General features: G+C 40.9%; 15 protein-coding genes and 1 riboswitch. Of the genes, 9 read left to right on the plus strand and 6 right to left on the minus strand.

What is annotated here, in order from left to right; all coding sequences use genetic code 11:
• Positions 1-175: 175 nt before the first annotated feature.
• The 5 genes from CD004_RS01080 to CD004_RS01100 all read left to right on the plus strand — a co-directional run bounded on the left by CD004_RS01080 (position 176) and on the right by CD004_RS01100 (position 4,852).
• Positions 176-727 (plus strand): RNA polymerase sigma factor, encoded by a 552-nt coding sequence (locus CD004_RS01080; protein WP_102261071.1) that lies wholly within the window; start codon positions 176-178, stop codon positions 725-727.
• Positions 699-1,958 carry a DUF4179 domain-containing protein gene (locus tag CD004_RS01085; RefSeq protein ID WP_102261072.1) on the plus strand — a complete coding sequence of 420 codons (1,260 nt, stop codon included), beginning with the start codon at positions 699-701 and terminating at the stop codon, positions 1,956-1,958. Before CD004_RS01080 ends, CD004_RS01085 begins: the two co-directional genes overlap by 29 nt.
• Positions 1,959-2,153: 195 nt before the next feature.
• Positions 2,154-2,302, plus strand: a riboswitch (cyclic di-AMP (ydaO/yuaA leader).
• 91 nt (positions 2,303-2,393) lie between these two features.
• Positions 2,394-3,743, plus strand: coding sequence for a TrkH family potassium uptake protein (locus tag CD004_RS01090; RefSeq protein WP_102261073.1), 1,350 nt, complete (start codon positions 2,394-2,396; stop codon positions 3,741-3,743).
• A 200-nt stretch (positions 3,744-3,943) separates the two neighbouring features.
• Positions 3,944-4,189 carry a c-type cytochrome gene (locus tag CD004_RS01095; RefSeq protein ID WP_233434913.1) on the plus strand — a complete coding sequence of 82 codons (246 nt, stop codon included), beginning with the start codon at positions 3,944-3,946 and terminating at the stop codon, positions 4,187-4,189.
• Positions 4,190-4,588: 399 nt separating this feature from the next.
• A complete protein-coding gene (locus CD004_RS01100; RefSeq protein ID WP_102261074.1) occupies positions 4,589-4,852 on the plus strand; it encodes a hypothetical protein in 264 nt (87 codons plus the stop codon).
• Positions 4,853-4,898: 46 nt separating this feature from the next.
• Here the strand turns inward: CD004_RS01100 and CD004_RS01105 are convergent, their stop codons facing one another.
• From CD004_RS01105 to CD004_RS01115, 3 genes are all read right to left on the minus strand, one after another.
• Positions 4,899-5,666, minus strand: coding sequence for a DUF1129 family protein (locus CD004_RS01105; protein ID WP_102261075.1), 768 nt, complete (start codon positions 5,664-5,666; stop codon positions 4,899-4,901).
• Positions 5,667-5,853: 187 nt separating this feature from the next.
• Positions 5,854-6,192 carry a PadR family transcriptional regulator gene (locus CD004_RS01110; RefSeq protein WP_102261076.1) on the minus strand — a complete coding sequence of 113 codons (339 nt, stop codon included), beginning with the start codon at positions 6,190-6,192 and terminating at the stop codon, positions 5,854-5,856.
• A gap of 167 nt (positions 6,193-6,359) precedes the next feature.
• Entirely contained in the window at positions 6,360-7,586 is a 1,227-nt protein-coding gene (locus tag CD004_RS01115; RefSeq protein WP_102261077.1) for an NAD(P)/FAD-dependent oxidoreductase, read from the minus strand.
• A gap of 273 nt (positions 7,587-7,859) precedes the next feature.
• Between CD004_RS01115 and CD004_RS01120 the strand changes: the two genes are divergently transcribed.
• The 3 genes from CD004_RS01120 (at position 7,860) to CD004_RS01130 (ending at position 11,059) form a co-directional block, all read left to right on the plus strand.
• Positions 7,860-8,390, plus strand: coding sequence for a hypothetical protein (locus tag CD004_RS01120; RefSeq protein WP_102261078.1), 531 nt, complete (start codon positions 7,860-7,862; stop codon positions 8,388-8,390).
• A 286-nt stretch (positions 8,391-8,676) separates the two neighbouring features.
• The gene (locus tag CD004_RS01125) at positions 8,677-8,880 is read left to right on the plus strand and encodes a hypothetical protein (protein ID WP_102261079.1); all 204 of its coding nucleotides are present in this window, start codon (positions 8,677-8,679) and stop codon (positions 8,878-8,880) included.
• 121 nt (positions 8,881-9,001) lie between these two features.
• A complete protein-coding gene (locus tag CD004_RS01130) occupies positions 9,002-11,059 on the plus strand; it encodes a DUF4179 domain-containing protein (protein ID WP_102261080.1) in 2,058 nt (685 codons plus the stop codon).
• A gap of 89 nt (positions 11,060-11,148) precedes the next feature.
• Here the strand turns inward: CD004_RS01130 and CD004_RS01135 are convergent, their stop codons facing one another.
• Together CD004_RS01135 and CD004_RS01140 are read right to left on the minus strand one after the other, a co-directional pair.
• Positions 11,149-11,544 carry a VOC family protein gene (locus tag CD004_RS01135; RefSeq protein ID WP_102261081.1) on the minus strand — a complete coding sequence of 132 codons (396 nt, stop codon included), beginning with the start codon at positions 11,542-11,544 and terminating at the stop codon, positions 11,149-11,151.
• A 903-nt stretch (positions 11,545-12,447) separates the two neighbouring features.
• Positions 12,448-13,332 carry a carbohydrate kinase family protein gene (locus CD004_RS01140; RefSeq protein ID WP_102261082.1) on the minus strand — a complete coding sequence of 295 codons (885 nt, stop codon included), beginning with the start codon at positions 13,330-13,332 and terminating at the stop codon, positions 12,448-12,450.
• A gap of 185 nt (positions 13,333-13,517) precedes the next feature.
• Here CD004_RS01140 and CD004_RS01145 point away from each other — a divergent pair, with 185 nt between their 5' ends.
• Positions 13,518-14,711: a TolB family protein gene (locus CD004_RS01145; protein ID WP_407657674.1), complete on the plus strand. Its 1,194-nt coding sequence runs from the start codon at positions 13,518-13,520 to the stop codon at positions 14,709-14,711.
• Between the two features lie 86 nt (positions 14,712-14,797).
• On the opposite strand, the gene CD004_RS01150 is transcribed toward CD004_RS01145, so the two are convergent.
• On the minus strand, positions 14,798-16,681 hold the full coding sequence (locus CD004_RS01150; RefSeq protein WP_158651449.1) for a M48 family metallopeptidase: 1,884 nt from the start codon (positions 16,679-16,681) through the stop codon (positions 14,798-14,800).
• Positions 16,682-16,796: the final 115 nt, after the last annotated feature.

The following is a 16,796-nucleotide window of genomic DNA, read 5'->3' on the forward strand; positions in this document are numbered from 1 at the left end:
GTATTTTTGTTATCGAGTTCTTATTGCCAATAGTGATTTTTTCGGGGGGAACAGAAGGTCTTAGTATATCTCTTGTTACTTATGAATTAGAAAACTACAATTTAAATAATAAAATTCTAAAAAAAATGAACTTTCCATGATGGTTATGACTCTTACATAGGAGCGGGGTGAGGGGATGAATGTAGTTCGGTTGGTGAAAAAGGCCAAAAGAGGCAGTAAAGATGCGTTGATGGAGTTAATCATGGCTGAGAAGGATGCCATGTATCGGCTTGCTTTTACATATATGGGGAATGAGCATGATGCGATGGATGTGCTGGAGGAGATGATTGTCCGGCTGTATGAAAACATCGGCCAGTTGAAAAAGGAGGAGGCTTTTTATAGCTGGAGCAAGACCATCCTTGTGAACCTTTGTAAAACAACGCTTCGTAAACAAAAGAAGGTTGTGTTGATCGATAACTGGCAGTCTTCCAAAGAGGAGGAGCAAATGCCTTCCACGGACTCAAATGTGCAGCAATTAGAAATTTCGGAGATGTTATCGATTTTAAATGAACATCAAAAAGAAGCGATTCAGATGAAGTATTTTCTCGATATGGATTATCAAACGATTGCGGAATTGACCAACGTTCCATTAGGAACTGTGAAATCGAGGATTTTTCAGGGATTAAGGAAAATGAAAGATTATGATGGAGGTGAATGCGATGAAAGAGATAGAAGAACGATTGAATGAGGAGAAGCAGCGGATGGCCTCCATGACCGCACCAGCCGATTTCAAAAATAGGTTGCGAAGCGCTCTTGACGCAACACCTGCAAGGAAGCATAAGCGCAGGAAACCTTACGTTTTGATGGCTGCAGTCAGCGTACTATGCTTTATGCTGGTGAGCTATAATTACAACGCCGTTGCCTTCTATGGAAAAAAGATTTTCGGTTTTGAGGAAATCATGACTGGGACGATGAAGGATTTAAATGATAAAGGCATGGGGCAAATCATTGATAAAAAGACGACATTGTCTGATGGAACAGAGCTGACCATTGACGGAATCATGACGGATGCCAATCAATTGGTTATGTATTATACGCTTTCAAACCCTCAGGGTGTGGGTGATTTGTGGGGGGACGTATTTAATCCTGATAAGATAACGGGCTTCTTTACTAATGCACGGGCAGGAGGTGGTATGGCAAAAGTAAATGATTCCGGTACAGAAATAAAGGGGACGACTTATTTTGATCCAGTCAGTCCATTTTCAAAAAAATTGACATTGCACTTTTGGCAAGGTGTTAAGAATGTGGAGAGAAGCATCACGTTTCCTTATGATCCAAACAAAGCCATGCAGACTCAGATTAAACAGTCGATTAACGAAGCAGTAAAGGTCGATCAAGGGAAGGTTACTTTCAAGACAATTACAGCGACCCCTACTTCAACAGTAATTGAAGGAAAAATGAATGTTGACAATTTCGATCGAATTCATTTCGGCTTTGAAGGAGTCAAGTTAATTGCTAATGGTAATTCCGTTGACAACCTGGGTTCTGGTGTATCCGGTAGTAAGTTTGATTTGCGATTTGATGGCCTGCCCCAAGAGCTGTATTCTCTTGAATTAGCTTTTAGTGAGTTTGTGGGATATCAAAAATTAGCGGAACTGATTCCACTTAGTGATGATACACACCATGACCTCGAAGGAAAGGATCTATGGATTAAAAGGGTCGTTACTACTGAGCGAGGAGTCGAAATCACGATTGAGACAGACGATAATCTATTGCTTGATGATGTTTCTATTCAAAATGGTGACAAAGTGACTCCTTTAAAAACAACAATAAATCAAAGGTTGGAGAAAAAGGTAGATAGATTTACCAGCGAGCGGACGATGGTCTTTGATACGAATTCTATGCCGGATAATTTACTGATCGAGGGAATCCATTATGTGAAAAAATACAATCAAAAGATTGAGATTCCGGTTGAATAGTTGTAGTAATTGGGAAATAAAATCGGAGAAAAAGCAAGGCATTGTTAATTCAACAATGCTTTTTCTTATGCTGATTCTTCATTTTCAACACTCTCTTTGGCGACATATTAGAAGCAAAGTGAAAGTGTCGGTGTATCTAAAAAAATCATTGACACTATTATGCTATAGGAGTAATTTATACTTATAAATTTAATAAAGACCTTTTTGCTGAATCTTTTGAGCGGGGGAACCAATTTTGATAAAGCTACTTTATCTTGGGGTGAATTTTAGCGATTGAAGCTGAAAAGGGATACTCTCAATCCCTAATCCGACAGCTAACTCCGTAAGCCGTGAAGAGAGAAGGGTTGATGATGTTCTACATTGGCCATTCTTATTAGGGATGGTCTTTTTGTATTTAAATGATAACTAATCTGACAAAGTAAGAAGGGGTATATCTTGGCGAAAATTTTAAAAAGGAACTGGTTAAAGCCTGCGCAAATCATTGTATTTTTTTATGTCATAGCCGTATTGATTTCGGCGTCGCTCCTTAGTCTCCCTATTGCGCTCAAGCCGGGGGTGAGTTGGACCTTTATTGATGTTTTATTTACGGCTGTCAGTGCGGTCAGTGTAACAGGGCTAACGGTTGTATCGACACCGGATACCTTTAGTACACCGGGCGTTTTCATTTTAATGTTCATCCTCCAGTTTGGCGGAATCGGCATCATGACGCTTGGTACGTTTTTCTGGATGTTGCTGCGAAGGAAAATCGGTCTTAAAGATCGACAGCTAATCATGACTGACCAAAATCAATCTCAAATGTCTGGTCTGGTCAAGCTCATGAGACAAATACTGGCCATCATCCTTTTGATCGAGGCGGTTGGGGCTCTCATATTAGGAACGTACTTTCTTGGTTATTTCCCGACATGGCAAGAAGCTTATCTACAAGGCTTATTTGCAGCGGTAAGTGCAACGACGAACGCTGGTTTTGATATTACAGGGAGTTCGCTGATTCCTTTCGCGCATGATTATTTCGTTCAGTCCGTAAATATTATTTTATTAACCTTAGGAGCTATTGGTTTTCCGGTATTAGTGGAAGTGAAGGAATTTTTTTTGAATCGTAAAAAACACAATCGATCACATTTTTCCTTATATACCAAGCTGACTACCTTAACATTCTTTGCACTTATGTTTTTCGGTACATTTGCCATCCTGCTGTTTGAATATAATCATTTTTTTAAAAGCTACAACTGGCATGAGTCGTTTTTTTATGCCTGGTTCCAGTCGTCCTCCACTAGAAATGGCGGACTTGCTACGATGAATGTGAGTGATTTCTCTAATCCAACATTATTGCTTCTTTGCTTTTTAATGTTCATCGGTGCTTCCCCAAGTTCTGTTGGCGGCGGCATAAGGACGACTACTTTTGCGGTCATTATTTTACTGATCATCAATTTTGCAAAAGGGCATAATGCCATCAAGGTGTTTGGACGCGAGCTGCATGAGGAAGATATTAGAAAATCAGTAGTTGTAAGCTTCTTGGCAATTATCCTCTGTTTTGCAGCGGTGGTCATATTGAATGCGACTGAAAACTTCACGATGATGGAAATCATGTTCGAAGTAAGTTCAGCATTTGGGACGACTGGCTTGTCAATGGGAATAACTCCTGAACTAAGTACTGGAGGGAAAATTGTCATTATATCCTTGATGTTCATAGGGAGAATAGGAATTCTTTCTTTTATATTCTTGTTCAATCGCGGAAAACTAGAACCGAAATGCCATTATCCGAAAGAAAGATTGATTGTTGGATAGAATCTCTGGGAAGCAGAAGGGATGTTTTAGCCCCATGCTTCCTTTTTTTATTTCTCTTATTGTCTTTTAAAAAGAAGCACAAGGTACGTCCCTGTGATTCATTTAAGCCCCGCTGTGATTGCAAACAGTAGTAAGAATAAAATGTCGGCCCTGCCTTATGGGGGGACAACTCCTTTAATGATGGTCCAGGGATGAACAGGATGTCGAAAATAGCCGGGTATATCCAAAATAATATGCCGCCAAACGGCGGGACTTTAACAGATCAGGAAGCGGCGGATCTTGCAGCGTATATCTTGTCCCATGACCGTCCAGAGTGGAAGGGACATGAAACAGACTGGCCAAAAGGCGGTCGCCCAACTGATATCATTACAAAAGACCGTCGTGAAAAGATTCGCGAAGGGACATTTGATTGGTCGGAGATAGATAATGTCGTACAGCCGGATTAAGTAGTGAGATAGAGGCATGAGGCCAGGAAAAATGATTAAAACCATCGTTGTTTTTTCTCTGGCTCGAGTTTTTTTACGAAAAATGAGTGAGTTATCGAATTTCGCTTCAAAATTAGCAGTTTTGATTCCTATTTTTTAGCCGGGATCAATCTGCTTTATTTGTTTATTGGCGAAAAAATAATTTTATTGGCGATTTTCAACTTTTATTGGCGAAAATAAGATTTTATTGGCGATAATGAGCGGGTTATTGGCGAAAATCGATTTTTATTGGCGACTTGGAAATTTTCGTTGATTTTTTCCAATTTTATCTCGTTCAAAGCCATTCCATGTGAAACCAATTTTACATGGAACTTCCATTGTCCTTATCCGTATATATAACAAGGGATAGGAGGACTGATTATGAAAAAAGTATTTGAAACTACATACAGAGGCCATCATATAAGCGTGGAGAATACCTGGTTTAATGGAGAAAAGCTATTTGTGGACGGCAAATTACAGGATCAGAATCTTGGGTTTGCCTTTGACCGAGCCACTTTAAATGGGGTAATCAAAAACAATGAAGGTGTGAACCAGAATATCAAGGTCAGTCTCGGTGGTGCGCTAACGGTAGAGTGCAGGATCTTTGTGGACAATGAATTGATTTATCCTGACCACGAGGTTTGATAGTAAACAAAAGGAGTTCAACTTGGTTGAGCTCCTTTTTTAGACTTTAAATCTTTTTTTGATCTTTCTTGCTCTGAAAAATAAAGATGGCGATGGCTACAGCTGATGCCAGTAAAAAGGCAAGGATGGTGATCGTGATGTACAGAGGGTCATTGTTTGCTTCTTCTGGTACAAATCTTGTTGCAATTGGGCCCATGGAGAGGAATAAAGGAATCAGTACCGTGAACCAGGTTTTGGTGTAAAGGGCTGAACCGATGAAAATGGCGGCACACAGGACGATGATCAGGTTGTTTTGCACAGGGGAAGCGACGAAGACCTCTTCGAATTCCTGTGTTTTGTACCATAACATCAATGCCACCATTATTCCCGTTACGATGATGGAGATTCCGAAAAATATCACGTAACCCCATTTAGAATGAAAGAATTTCGGCATGATTTTGAATAAGAATGCGCCGTAAACCAGGATGCTTATGCAGCTGATCACAAGCGCAAACCAAATGGTCCCCTGGGATACGGAAAAGGTGCCTTCGATTGCAGGGCCGATACTTAAGTATGCAGCTATCAGCAGAATCATCAAAGGAACCAATCCTGCCAGCTGACGGTAATCCGTTTTCATGGATTCGCCGATGCTTTTCATATAATTCTTCGGACTGTCCCCGATGATATGGCTTATATCTTTGCCGGCTGCTTCGGCCTCTGTCAAATGGACCTCAAGCTCTTCGGTAATATCATTGATTTCCTGATCGTTCTTCCCTTTTGAGATCAAATACATCCGCAGTTCCACTAAAAATTGCTCCGCTCGTTTTGATACCATCCCGTCAATTCCCCCTTTTATTTAGACTCTTTTCTCAAACCTTGTTTCTATTGAATACAATATAGAAGTGAATGAACTATGCTTCTTCGCTATGTAGACTCTTGTTAGGAGAAAAGAGCATGCCAACTTATTACCGACCTACAAAATAGCTTTATATTACGTTGAAATCGGCTTTAGGATTTTAACATCAATCATTACGAAAACAGCCTTTATTCAAAACATTGTTCACCGAGGAGCTAAGCTGCGTCCAGCGTATGACGAATTGCTCCAATTCCTGCTCACCTTTTTCCGTCAATGAATAATATTTTCGTTTCGGCCCGGCAGTGGATTTCCTTAAGGTTGTACTCACAAGGCCCTCTTTCTGCATCCGCAGCAGAAGGGGATAAATCGTCCCTTCGCTAAAAGAATGAAAGCCATAGGACTCAAGTTTGGCAGCCAGTTCATACCCATAAATTTCGCCCTCTTTAATGATGGACAAGAGGCATCCATCGAGAATCCCTTTTAGCATTTGCGTCGTATCAGCCATCTGACGGGCTCCTTTCAGTAACTTGTAATGCAAGGTATTTGATGTGAAGAACAGTACCTTGCATTACAAGATATATCTTAACTATACATTACACTAACTTGTAATGCAAGGGTTAATGGAGAAGTCAGAAAGACGCCTCTCTCTCTCTAAGAAAAGCGTCTATCTGATTATTTTTTCGCGACTAGCGGACGGTCATTTAAGTACAGCTTCAGGTCGGGGCTGTTTCCAGTTTTGATTTCTTCAGCAATGATTTTCGCGAGCATCTGGCTGTAGACGGTGCCATTGTCTCCGAATCCCATGAGGAAGTAGCTGTTTGGATATTCTTCATACTTCCCAATGATCGGGAGGCCGTCCACAGTTCCACCGTAAAATGCAGCTAAATGATACTCAGGTTCTACATGTATGGACGGGAACATCTTGTTGAATTCTTCAATCAGTTTATCCCGCTTATGAATGAGTTTACTGTCCCGGTCCTCAGGATAGGGAGTATTGTCATCAAGACCGCCAATGATAATCCGGTTATCAGCTGTCGTCCGCATATATAGATATGGCCTTGCCGTTTCCCATAAAAGCGTCTGGTTGTACCAGAAAGTAAGGTCAGGAACAGGCCTTGTCGTGACGGTATACGTACTCACGAAAGAAACCTGTTTTTCTTTTTTTAAGTCGATTCCCTCATAGCCACATGCAAATATGATTTTGCCTGCCGAGATGGATTGGCCGCTTGTGGTGGAAAGAATCACCCGCCCAGTTTGCGGATCAACATGATGTCCATTCATCTCGGTGTTTTCGAAGATCTGTACACCTTTTTTAGCGGCGTATTCTATCAACGCATGGGTAAACTTGAAAGGGTTCAGCTCGCCATCACCAAAGGAATAGATGGCGGCCTCACGGCTGAACGGATATTTCTCCTCGATTTCTTCTTTGCTGAGAAAGTCTACCTTCAGGCCTTGCTCTTTTAAAAATTCGTATTCTTTTCTGAGCGATTCAACATCTTCACCGCAGCTTGCGGAATAAAGAGAGTCTCTTCGACAAAATTCACAATCGATTTCAGTCACTGCGGATGCTGATTCTATTTCATTGATAGCTTCCTGAAGCAGCGCTAAATGCCTTGAAATATACTCCTTTCCAAAAGAGTTAGCCAGGTTCGTGAACATCTTTTCCCCTGAATACTGTATGAGTGCCGTATTCGAACTCGTGCTGCCGCTGCCAATCTTCCCTTTTTCAATGACTGCCACTTTCAATCCAGAATCCGCAAGATAGTAAGCGCATTGCGAAGCTGAACTGCCTCCTCCAACAATCAGGACATCGCATTCCAAATTCTCTTCCAGTTGTGGATAGGAGGGAGGAGAAGGGAAAGTGGCAGGCCAATAATATGTACCAGACATTAAATTCATGTGTGTCCCCCTGCTCATCAAAAAGATACAGATAGTATTTCCGTGCATGCTGTAGTTATGTGCATATGCAGGGGCTAATTATGGACTCATAAATTTGCGAATGTTTAGTAATTCACATAGATATTTTTATGGAAAAAACCAATATGCATTAGAAATTAAATTTATATTGGCGGAATAGGCATTAATGGATTTATACCACTGCTTCAAAAAGTATAAATTAATGGATTAAGGGGAGGTTATTGAAAAGCTAAACCAAAGGGAATTGGGGCAAAAATGAATACATACTTCAAAAATATAAATCACAAAAATTTTAAAGTGAACGTTTATAAATCTCCATGGGCGGCAGCAATATGGTCTGCCTGCTTGCCTGGGTTTGGCCAATTTTATAATCGCGATTACATCGTGGGGATCACATTAGGTTTATGGGAAATTCTTGTGAATTTAATGAGCGGGCTAAATTGGTCGATCTATTATTCATTTATTGGGGATCTGCAAACTTCATATCAGGTAATAGACTGGGGGTGGGGATTATATTATCCCTCTGTTTATGCCTTTAATATCTGGCATGCTTATGATAGAGCCAAAGTCATCAATTTGGAACTTGAAAATAGAGGTGTGCCCAAACCCGAAAAGTATACACACAGCCTGGGATTTTTTACCGGATTATTCCTGGGTATGTTCTTTGGCATTCATTGGCGATTCCTCCAAAGCCCTGTTTTTAGCGGAGTGGTATTGGGCCTGGTCTTGGGGATAGCCGGTCACTATGTGGAAAAGATTTATTTGAAAAATAACAAGATGGGCTGAGCAGGAACGCATCATACTAACTTGAAAAAAGCTCCTCGGTCAGGAAGCCTTCACTTATGTTTTCCTAAGTACCGTAATACATCCAGCCAGAATTTGATTAGAGTGGCTTCATTTTTCCGTTGGATATATACTGATTATGAATACCGTCCAAGGAATCCAGCTAATTCTTAATTTTTCAAACGACTGAACCAATGCTAATGCTAATTGCGAAAGGCAGCATTTCCTTTATAGTTCCTATGTCTCTGTCTGCCATTTTGTGGTATCGTTGAAGTTAGAGGTGGTTGTCTTGAAGAAAAAATTAGCCTTGGGCTTTTTTATAGTGATCACATTAACAGCTTGTAATCAGAAGGAACCGTATGCCTATTGGACAGGCAGGACAGACAACCAAATTCAACGTCTTGATGAAGCGGGGATAAAGTACGAAATCAGAGAAGGCGAAATCTGGGTTCGCGAGAAGGATTTGAAGAAAGTCATGGCCTGTTGCTCTTAAAGGAGCAGTCTGGCTAAAAAATAACTGATTATTCTAATTTTTATAATAGACGAGGGTTTTGGAGGGAATTTGTAATTTTGGGAGGCGGGTGAATAGCCCTCTGTCCCATAGGGGGAAGTCAATGATGATCCTGGAAAAAATGGAGCCAGTTTCGATCGCGGCTATTCAAGAGAATGGCATACGATCTGTCGTGGATTGGTTTGATGACCATAAGGAATATTTCTATAGTTTTGGCTGGCATTTTGTTCAAAATCAGCAGCAGATGGAGGAGCTTTTTTACAGGTCGATCCTGAAGGTGCATAAGGAGTTTCCACGGTATAAAGGGAATTTGTCGTTCAAAATGTGGGTCACTTCGATTTTTATTCAAAACATCCGCGAGCTTTCAAGTTTGCAAGATTCAGAGGAAATGAATCCGAAGCCGAAAGTGTTTGCAGGGATGAATCAACTGGGAAAGGAAGCGCTGGTTCTTACATATGTTACAGGTTTTACCCTTGAAGAGACTTCGCAAGTCCTCGATGTTCCGGCTGGAAAAATAAAGGACTTGTTGTTCTCTGGTATTCAGTCGGTCAGAAAACAAATGGATGGAGCCGACTATCATGGCTGTGAGCAGTTCCGGAAGCATTATATTGATTACATGGAAAAAGAGATGGAACGTCCGGCGAAGATTGAGTTTGAGATTCATCTTTATAACTGCAGGGAATGTCAGGAGGATTTTTCGAGCTTCCAGGAAGTCGCGATGACGAGATTGAATCATGTTGAGGAAGGCGATGGCCTGAGTGTGCACCCTCAACTAATGGAAAACGTCAAAAAGAGATTGGCAGAAAAGAAGGAACAGAGACAGCGGAAGAATAAAAAACGCAAAAAATGGGCGCTTGGTCTTGCGAGTGCTTTGGCCTTCATCGTGGCAATCGGCTTCATTACCGGTGCGTTTCCAAAGGTATATTATGCATGGACGGAAGAAGACATACATTTGCGGGAATTTCTTCAGGAGGGCTTTGGCCAGAGGCTGAATCTGGAAGCGGAAAGCAACGGAGTGAAGGTGAAAATCAAGGGCGTAGTGGCGGATGACATCCAGACGCTTGTTTTCTATGAAATTCATGATACGAAGGAAGATAAGCAACATTTCATGACCTTTGAGGATGGGGTGACTGTAGAGAACGAATTTGACATTATGAAACGCGACACTTATCCACGCTATTCTTTTCCAGATGTCGAGGCGGAAATGAACAAAGGTGGCAAAAACGTTTTTTATGGAAAGATTGCGCTACGACCGCTTGAAGAAGACCAGGGTGAAATCAAACTGAGGATCACCAAAATCCAGGAATTGGCTAACGATGCTGGAGTATCATTTGGTTTTAGAGCTGGTGAATATAAAAACGGTTACTGGAGCTTCGAGTTCCCGGTAACCAAACAGCCTACCACGGAGTACGAAATCAATGAACAAAGAGAACTTGAGGGCGTTGCTATCCGATTCGAAAAATTGATTGTTGCTCCTACCGCAACTTTTTTACAATTTGGCATCAATACAGAAAAGCTGGAGAAGCGAATCGATTTCCTCAATTTTAAATCGCTGGAAGTGAACAATAAAAAAGTGGAGGCAGAACGATATGGCAGCCACTTTATGGATCACCAGCTGGACGGTTCCTGGACTGGTTTCCAAGCCTATTTCGACCCGCTTTATGGTGAGAAAGTCAAAGATTTTAAAGCGCAATTAGACTCGATCTATTTATCGATTGTAGATCATAAAAGCATCGAACTTAGCGGAAATGAGACATTCCCGCAGACAATTGAGTATGCAGGCAGCACCATCTGGATCGATAAGTCAGAAGCCGGGCAGTCAACTGAGATTATTATACGTAATGATGACCTGGAAAATCAGGAATATGAATCACTTCACATTGATTTTGTTGACGAAAATGGTCAACAGCCTAACATCACCCATGTAGATTCCAAAGGAGTGCTGGTAGACAAAAACGGCGTAGAATATGATCCGCAAAAAGGGCCAATCGACTATGAAAAATTGGAGCAACCACGCCATTTCGTCACAGAACAATCCATGAGAGTAGAAGGCATCGACGATAAATCCATGAAACTCCAGATCACCGGTTATAACAGCCTGAAGTACCTGGATGAAGTTTGGGATCTTGGAGCGGTGTTGGTGTCTCAAGATAAGGAATAAGGGGGACTGAAAAACCGTCCCCTTAGTTACGGGTTCTTATAAAAATAAGAAAAGGCACGAATAAAGTGCCCTTTCTTATTGGAATTACTCTATTTTGCATTTACATCTGGCTGATGAATGCCAAATATATTTCCTTCTGTATCTTTATAATACCCCTGCCACGCCATGCCAGGCAGAGCGTATTTTGGCAATGCTACTACGCCACCATTATTAAGAATTTTTGTTTCAGTCGCATCGTAATCTTCTACTCCCATTGTACATGCATAACCATTCAAAGGCTGGTTTGATTCTGGAGGGGGACCTTGACGTTGCATTAAGGCACCGTTAATTCCAGGCTCATCTTCACCACCAGTCACAGCCCCAAAATAAGGCATACCAGCATATTCGCTCCAATCTTCAAATGCCCATCCAAATACTTCACCATAAAACGTTTTAGCACGGTCCATGTTATCTACATGTATTTCGAAATGTACTAATCTACCCATGATTACCTCCTGATTATAAAAACATAGTAAACACATCTTCTTGTATGTATTTTCTACATGACTGTTGGGCACTCCTCCTTCATTACGGTATTAAATTGATGATTTATACATAAATGCGATGTGCTAGAGAACAACCTTTGTTTGAGAACTTGGGCACTTGCTAAGCAGTATAAATATACTGCGCATTAAAACGGCATCATTGAAGGAAAACACGAATAAAATCCGTAAAGAAAAATATATAAAGAATAAGTGTATATGGACAACTACTCTTTTCGATAAATTGGAACTATAAGGTGCTGATCTTTTGAATAGGAATAAAAATCTACAATTATTCATCTTTTTGCTCGTTTGTCTGCTTATAGTTCTAATTGTTCATGTTATCATCCACACAAAAGTTTATGTAGTGTACAGTGCAAGTCTCGGTTCAGTCTTCATGATTGGATTGGTTATCTTCCTGATTGTATACCTCTATTTAAACGGGTGAAGTGATTCAATTCGGTTTTTTACGGACTAGAACGTAAGTCAAAGTTTTTTAAAAATTTAACTTTCCATGAGTTGGTCGATATATTGCAAAATGTGGTCGATATAATTAAAAATCCGCCGATATATTGAAAAATGTGGTCGATATATTTAAATATAATTAATTTGTATTTTAAGTGTAGGTTATTTATTTGAGAAATCTACCTGCATGCTATGTTTATTGGCGATTTTCAAGATTTATTGGCGAAAAATTAATTTTATTGGCGATAATGAGCTGTTTATTGGCGAAAAGCAAATTTTATTGGCGACTTGGAAATTTTCGCTGGTTTTTTCCAGTTAAGACGAGAGGAAGCTGGGGGAGGATTCTGGTGTCCGGGAATAGTAGAATGTGGGACGGGACGGGAAAACCGTCCCTTTGTCTGTTTACAAAGCTCCCAACTTAGTGGCCGATCTCGCTCCGGCTTTATTGGCAAACTCCGTATAATCCATCAATTCAGCTTCGTTTTTAGGAATCCCTCTGTCATGAAAACAAGATAAAAGGGCGGCCATGAATGCGTCGCCGGCACCTGTTGTGTCCACTGCTTTGACCGGAATTCCGGGAACATGCACCATCGTATTATCATGAATGGCATACGCGCCGTCTTTTCCTTTTGTGATAAAAAGAAAAGGAATCTCCATTTTTGTTAGGTGTTCCAATCCTTTATTTTCGGTTAAAAAATGCAATTCATCCTCAGTCATTTTTACGATATCAGCCTGTTTAACAAAAGATAGGATCGTTTCTCTACACTGATTCTCACTTTCCCATCGTTTCAACCGGATATTTGTATCAAAGGCTTTTAGCAGTTTCTCTTCTTTTGCATATTGAAGAGCTTGCTCAGTTGTTTTCCTTGCTATTGGATGAAAAAGAGTGCCGGATCCAAAGTAAAAGATTTTACTATTCATAAACGGCTTTTTATCAAGTTCTTCCGAGGTGATCCACTCATCTGGGGTTTCATTAACGTAAGCATGAAAGTACCGTTCTCCATGCTGATTCAAGTGAATATAAACAGAGCAGATTCTTTTATCTGAATGATAGGAACTAAAGGAAAGATCAATTTTCTCCTTCTTTAACTCTCCCTCTACAAATGTACTCGTTTCATCCCTTCCCAGCTTGCATAAATAATACGAGGGAATGCCATGTCGGCTGACCCCAACTGCTACATTAACAGTAGCTCCCCCTAACAATCGCTGGAACGCTGTATTGGAGGAATCTGTTGCAATAAAATCAACGATTACTTCGCCCAGTGATGTAATCCCCTGTTTTTTCAATATATGGCTCCTTTCTTTTCATGAAAAAGAAATATTTTAAGAATATATTAACAGCTATTTCAGCTGCTTGGGAAGCAGGGGGGAGATTTCTGCTCTCATAAAAAGAATCTTCAATTAGCATCGGGACATCCTACAACCAGGAGGGATGTTTTTTGAAGAATATTTTGATTGTCCTGCTAATTCTCATGAATTTTCTTTTACCAATGGCAGTTAGTGCAGAAACCCCGCTCACGGCTGCGTTTATCCGTGATCATCAGCTATGGATCAAAACAGGGGAACAGGAAAGGCAAATTACAAAAGGGCGGTATGTGTATTCCCCGAAATGGTCATATGATGGACGTTTCCTTGCCTATATTGATGGAGATGAACAAGGGGGAAAATCGGATTTATTCATTTATGATACCATGGCTAAAGAAAGCTACCAGCCTTATATAAGGGTTGAAACATCTGACTTTAAATGGTCACCGGTAAAAAATCAGTTAGCCTATACGGACCATGGATTATTGAACGTGACAAAAGTGAAGGGTGGCCGCCCGCAGGGTTTCGAGAATGTTGCACTGGGGGTAAGCGGGTTCGAATGGTTTCCGAATGGTGAAAATTTTATTGTTTCCTCGCAATCCAGTTTGCGTCCTACCGGGTGGGGACCAATCCCGCTCTATAAGATCCCGGTCAATGCGAATCTTGCAAAGGAAAAAATGCAGAAATTTTATACGATCCAAACACATGAACCAGACTTGTTTGGTATTGATGCTGACTATTTTAAGTGGAGCCATGATGGAAAATGGGTCAGTTTTATTCTGATTCCTACGGCTTCCTGGTCGATGGACAGCCAAACATTATGTGTCCTGTCAAACCAAGGAGAACAATTTCAGGCAGTAGGAAAAATGCTGGGATACAAGGACTGGTTCAAGTGGGCACCATCCTCCAACCAGCTGGCCTATATTTCAGGTGAAGGAAGATTTTTTGTTGAAAACAAGAAGACCAGAATCGCTGACATACCGATTTTTAAGGAACAGAAGGAATACACACCCGTGGGTTTTGTAGACCTTGATTTGGAATGGTACTCACAGAATCAAGTAATCGTCGCCCGTGCAAAAGAAAACAAGGAGTGGACAGAAGGCCCTGTCCCAACGATGTACACGGCACTGTATGAAATCAATATCAAAACCGAGGAGCAAAAACAAATCACTTTTCCGAAAAAGAATGAACTTGATATAGATCCACAAATGGCTGACCAGCATCTTGCCTGGTTTCGAAAGAATCCGAATGATGTGCAGGGCGATGTATGGGTGAAGGAAGGCTTGAGTGGGGAAGAGTATAAATGGATCAAGAACGTTGATTCCGCTCCGGTGTTTTTGATTGTAAAAGAAAAGAAATGACAGGGACGGAATTGTCAGGAGTTGGAGACAAGTTTTGTTGACCGCGACGCAAAAAAAAGCAGCGAATTACTTCGCTGCTTCAGTAATCAAGATGCTTGTTCTGTATCAGATACAGAATAAATTAGAGAATTTCCTACGTTCATCAAGTTTTTTCGTAAATCCTTCTTATCATTCAGGATGATGACGCATGTATCCTCGAACTCTCCGAGATTATTAATATATTTTTCATATAAAGCCTCTTCAGCTTCATCTAAATCTGTACTTTTCGGAAGTGACAGGTCAAGTCCTAGCACATACTGTTTACGCTCTGGAATCGAAGTGAGTTGCTTTTTTACAAGATAAGCATTTGTAATTTCCCTGTACTGTGCAAGCTGGTTTATGCCTGCGAGTATTTCTTTGCTATTTTTGTCATGAGTGATAAAGTGGTCTGTTGGCTGGATAAAATCGCACTCTTCATTAGAAGCTTCTACGATTTCTTCCCACTTCACCAGTTCATCTCTCGTTTTTTCAAATAACTCGCTTTGTTCAGTGTCATAATAGTAGCCGCATAACAGATCAAGTCCTGGCAAACGCAATTCCCAATCATAGGACATAGCAAGGTGGATCAACTTGATTCCTTTGTCTGCAGTGTCTTTTGACTCTAAATAATGCTCTCCCAACGTCAATAGCGCCCCTGCAGTTCGCGGATCTTCAGAATGCTTTTCAGCAATCTCCACATATAATGGAATCGCTGCTTCCAGACTATTGAATTCGACTGTCAGATAGGCTTTTTCCAGCAGTTCTTCAAGGGTGGCAACTGGTTTGTTGGATAACTCTTCGAATCGCTGCTTTGATTCATTAAAGTTTTCAATCTCTTCTTTCCAGTTATCCTGATTGTAATCAATCCACATTTTATTAAAATCACTGATTATTCGACCAGGATAAGCGAAGAAATAGTCAAGCGCAGATTCCTGTTGTTTTTTCGGCAATGCGGCTTCTACTCCAAGTGCAGCAAGTCTATCGCTTAAACAAGGGTGAGTGTCCGTCATATAACTTTCCTCAGCTAGCTGTTCATTGAAATATTCGGTTGCTTTTTGATCAGTAAGTGACTGGAACTTTTCAGTGAAATTCGAATATGGCTGAGGGACACTGTTGGTCTTTGCGCATTCTTCAAACAATTCACTGTAAAAATCACGATAGTAATATGGAGCAGCCACAGAGATCACAGTCAAGGCTTCGCCCATTGCTGGCGAGGATGTTGCTAAGGCTGCAGAACGGTCTGCATCGTATTCTTCCTGCCTGGCCATCGCGAATGTATAGGCGTCAAACCTTGGATAAAACCACTGGAAGAACTTTTTGAAGATGAACGTGCCGAATTGTTCATTTTCCTCCAATGAGTGCAATAGACGCCCCCAGCTCATTCTCAAACGGTATATTTTCGCGCCAAGAGCAGTGTCAGAATTAGAAATATGAGCAAGCTCATGGGCAAGGACTGCCGTAAATTGTTCCTGGGAAAGTGTCGATAGAAGCGGGATTCCGATTACAAGGACGTTCCGCTTTTTTCCGAACATCCCATATGCTGAAATTTGTGCGACTGAGGCATTAAATTCACTATCCAGGACAATCGCATCGATCTGTGGTGTATTCAATCTAAGGCGCAAAGTATCAATCATCTCGAACAACTTGGGAGCTTCCTCCCGTTGCAGGTAATACCCATCAGGCATTTCCATTTTCACAATCAGGGCCTTGATAATGAAGAATGACAAGGTTCCTGTCAAGAGCAGGACTTTCACATTTCCAAAGGTAAAATTCCCATCAGCAATCATCGCAATTGAAATGCCCATCAAAACTAAAAACAACGACAAAAATAATGCAACATAACCAAAACCAAGTCCAGTAAGCATAATGACTTTGAATCTGTAAAGCTTCGGGTTGGCAGATGCCTGCTTTTCAAGCTTGTTCACCAACGTTTCAAACTCTTGAACTGTCATTCTCATTCCCCTTTAATTAAGTTGTCGATAGTATTATATCAGGGAGGAAGTTATTGCTAAAAGATGTTTTTTATTGGAAAATATTAAAATATTTGATATTGAGGAAATCCCGCTA

It is taken from the genome of Mesobacillus jeotgali, from assembly GCF_002874535.1.
Lineage (GTDB): Bacteria > Bacillota > Bacilli > Bacillales > Cytobacillaceae > Mesobacillus > Mesobacillus jeotgali.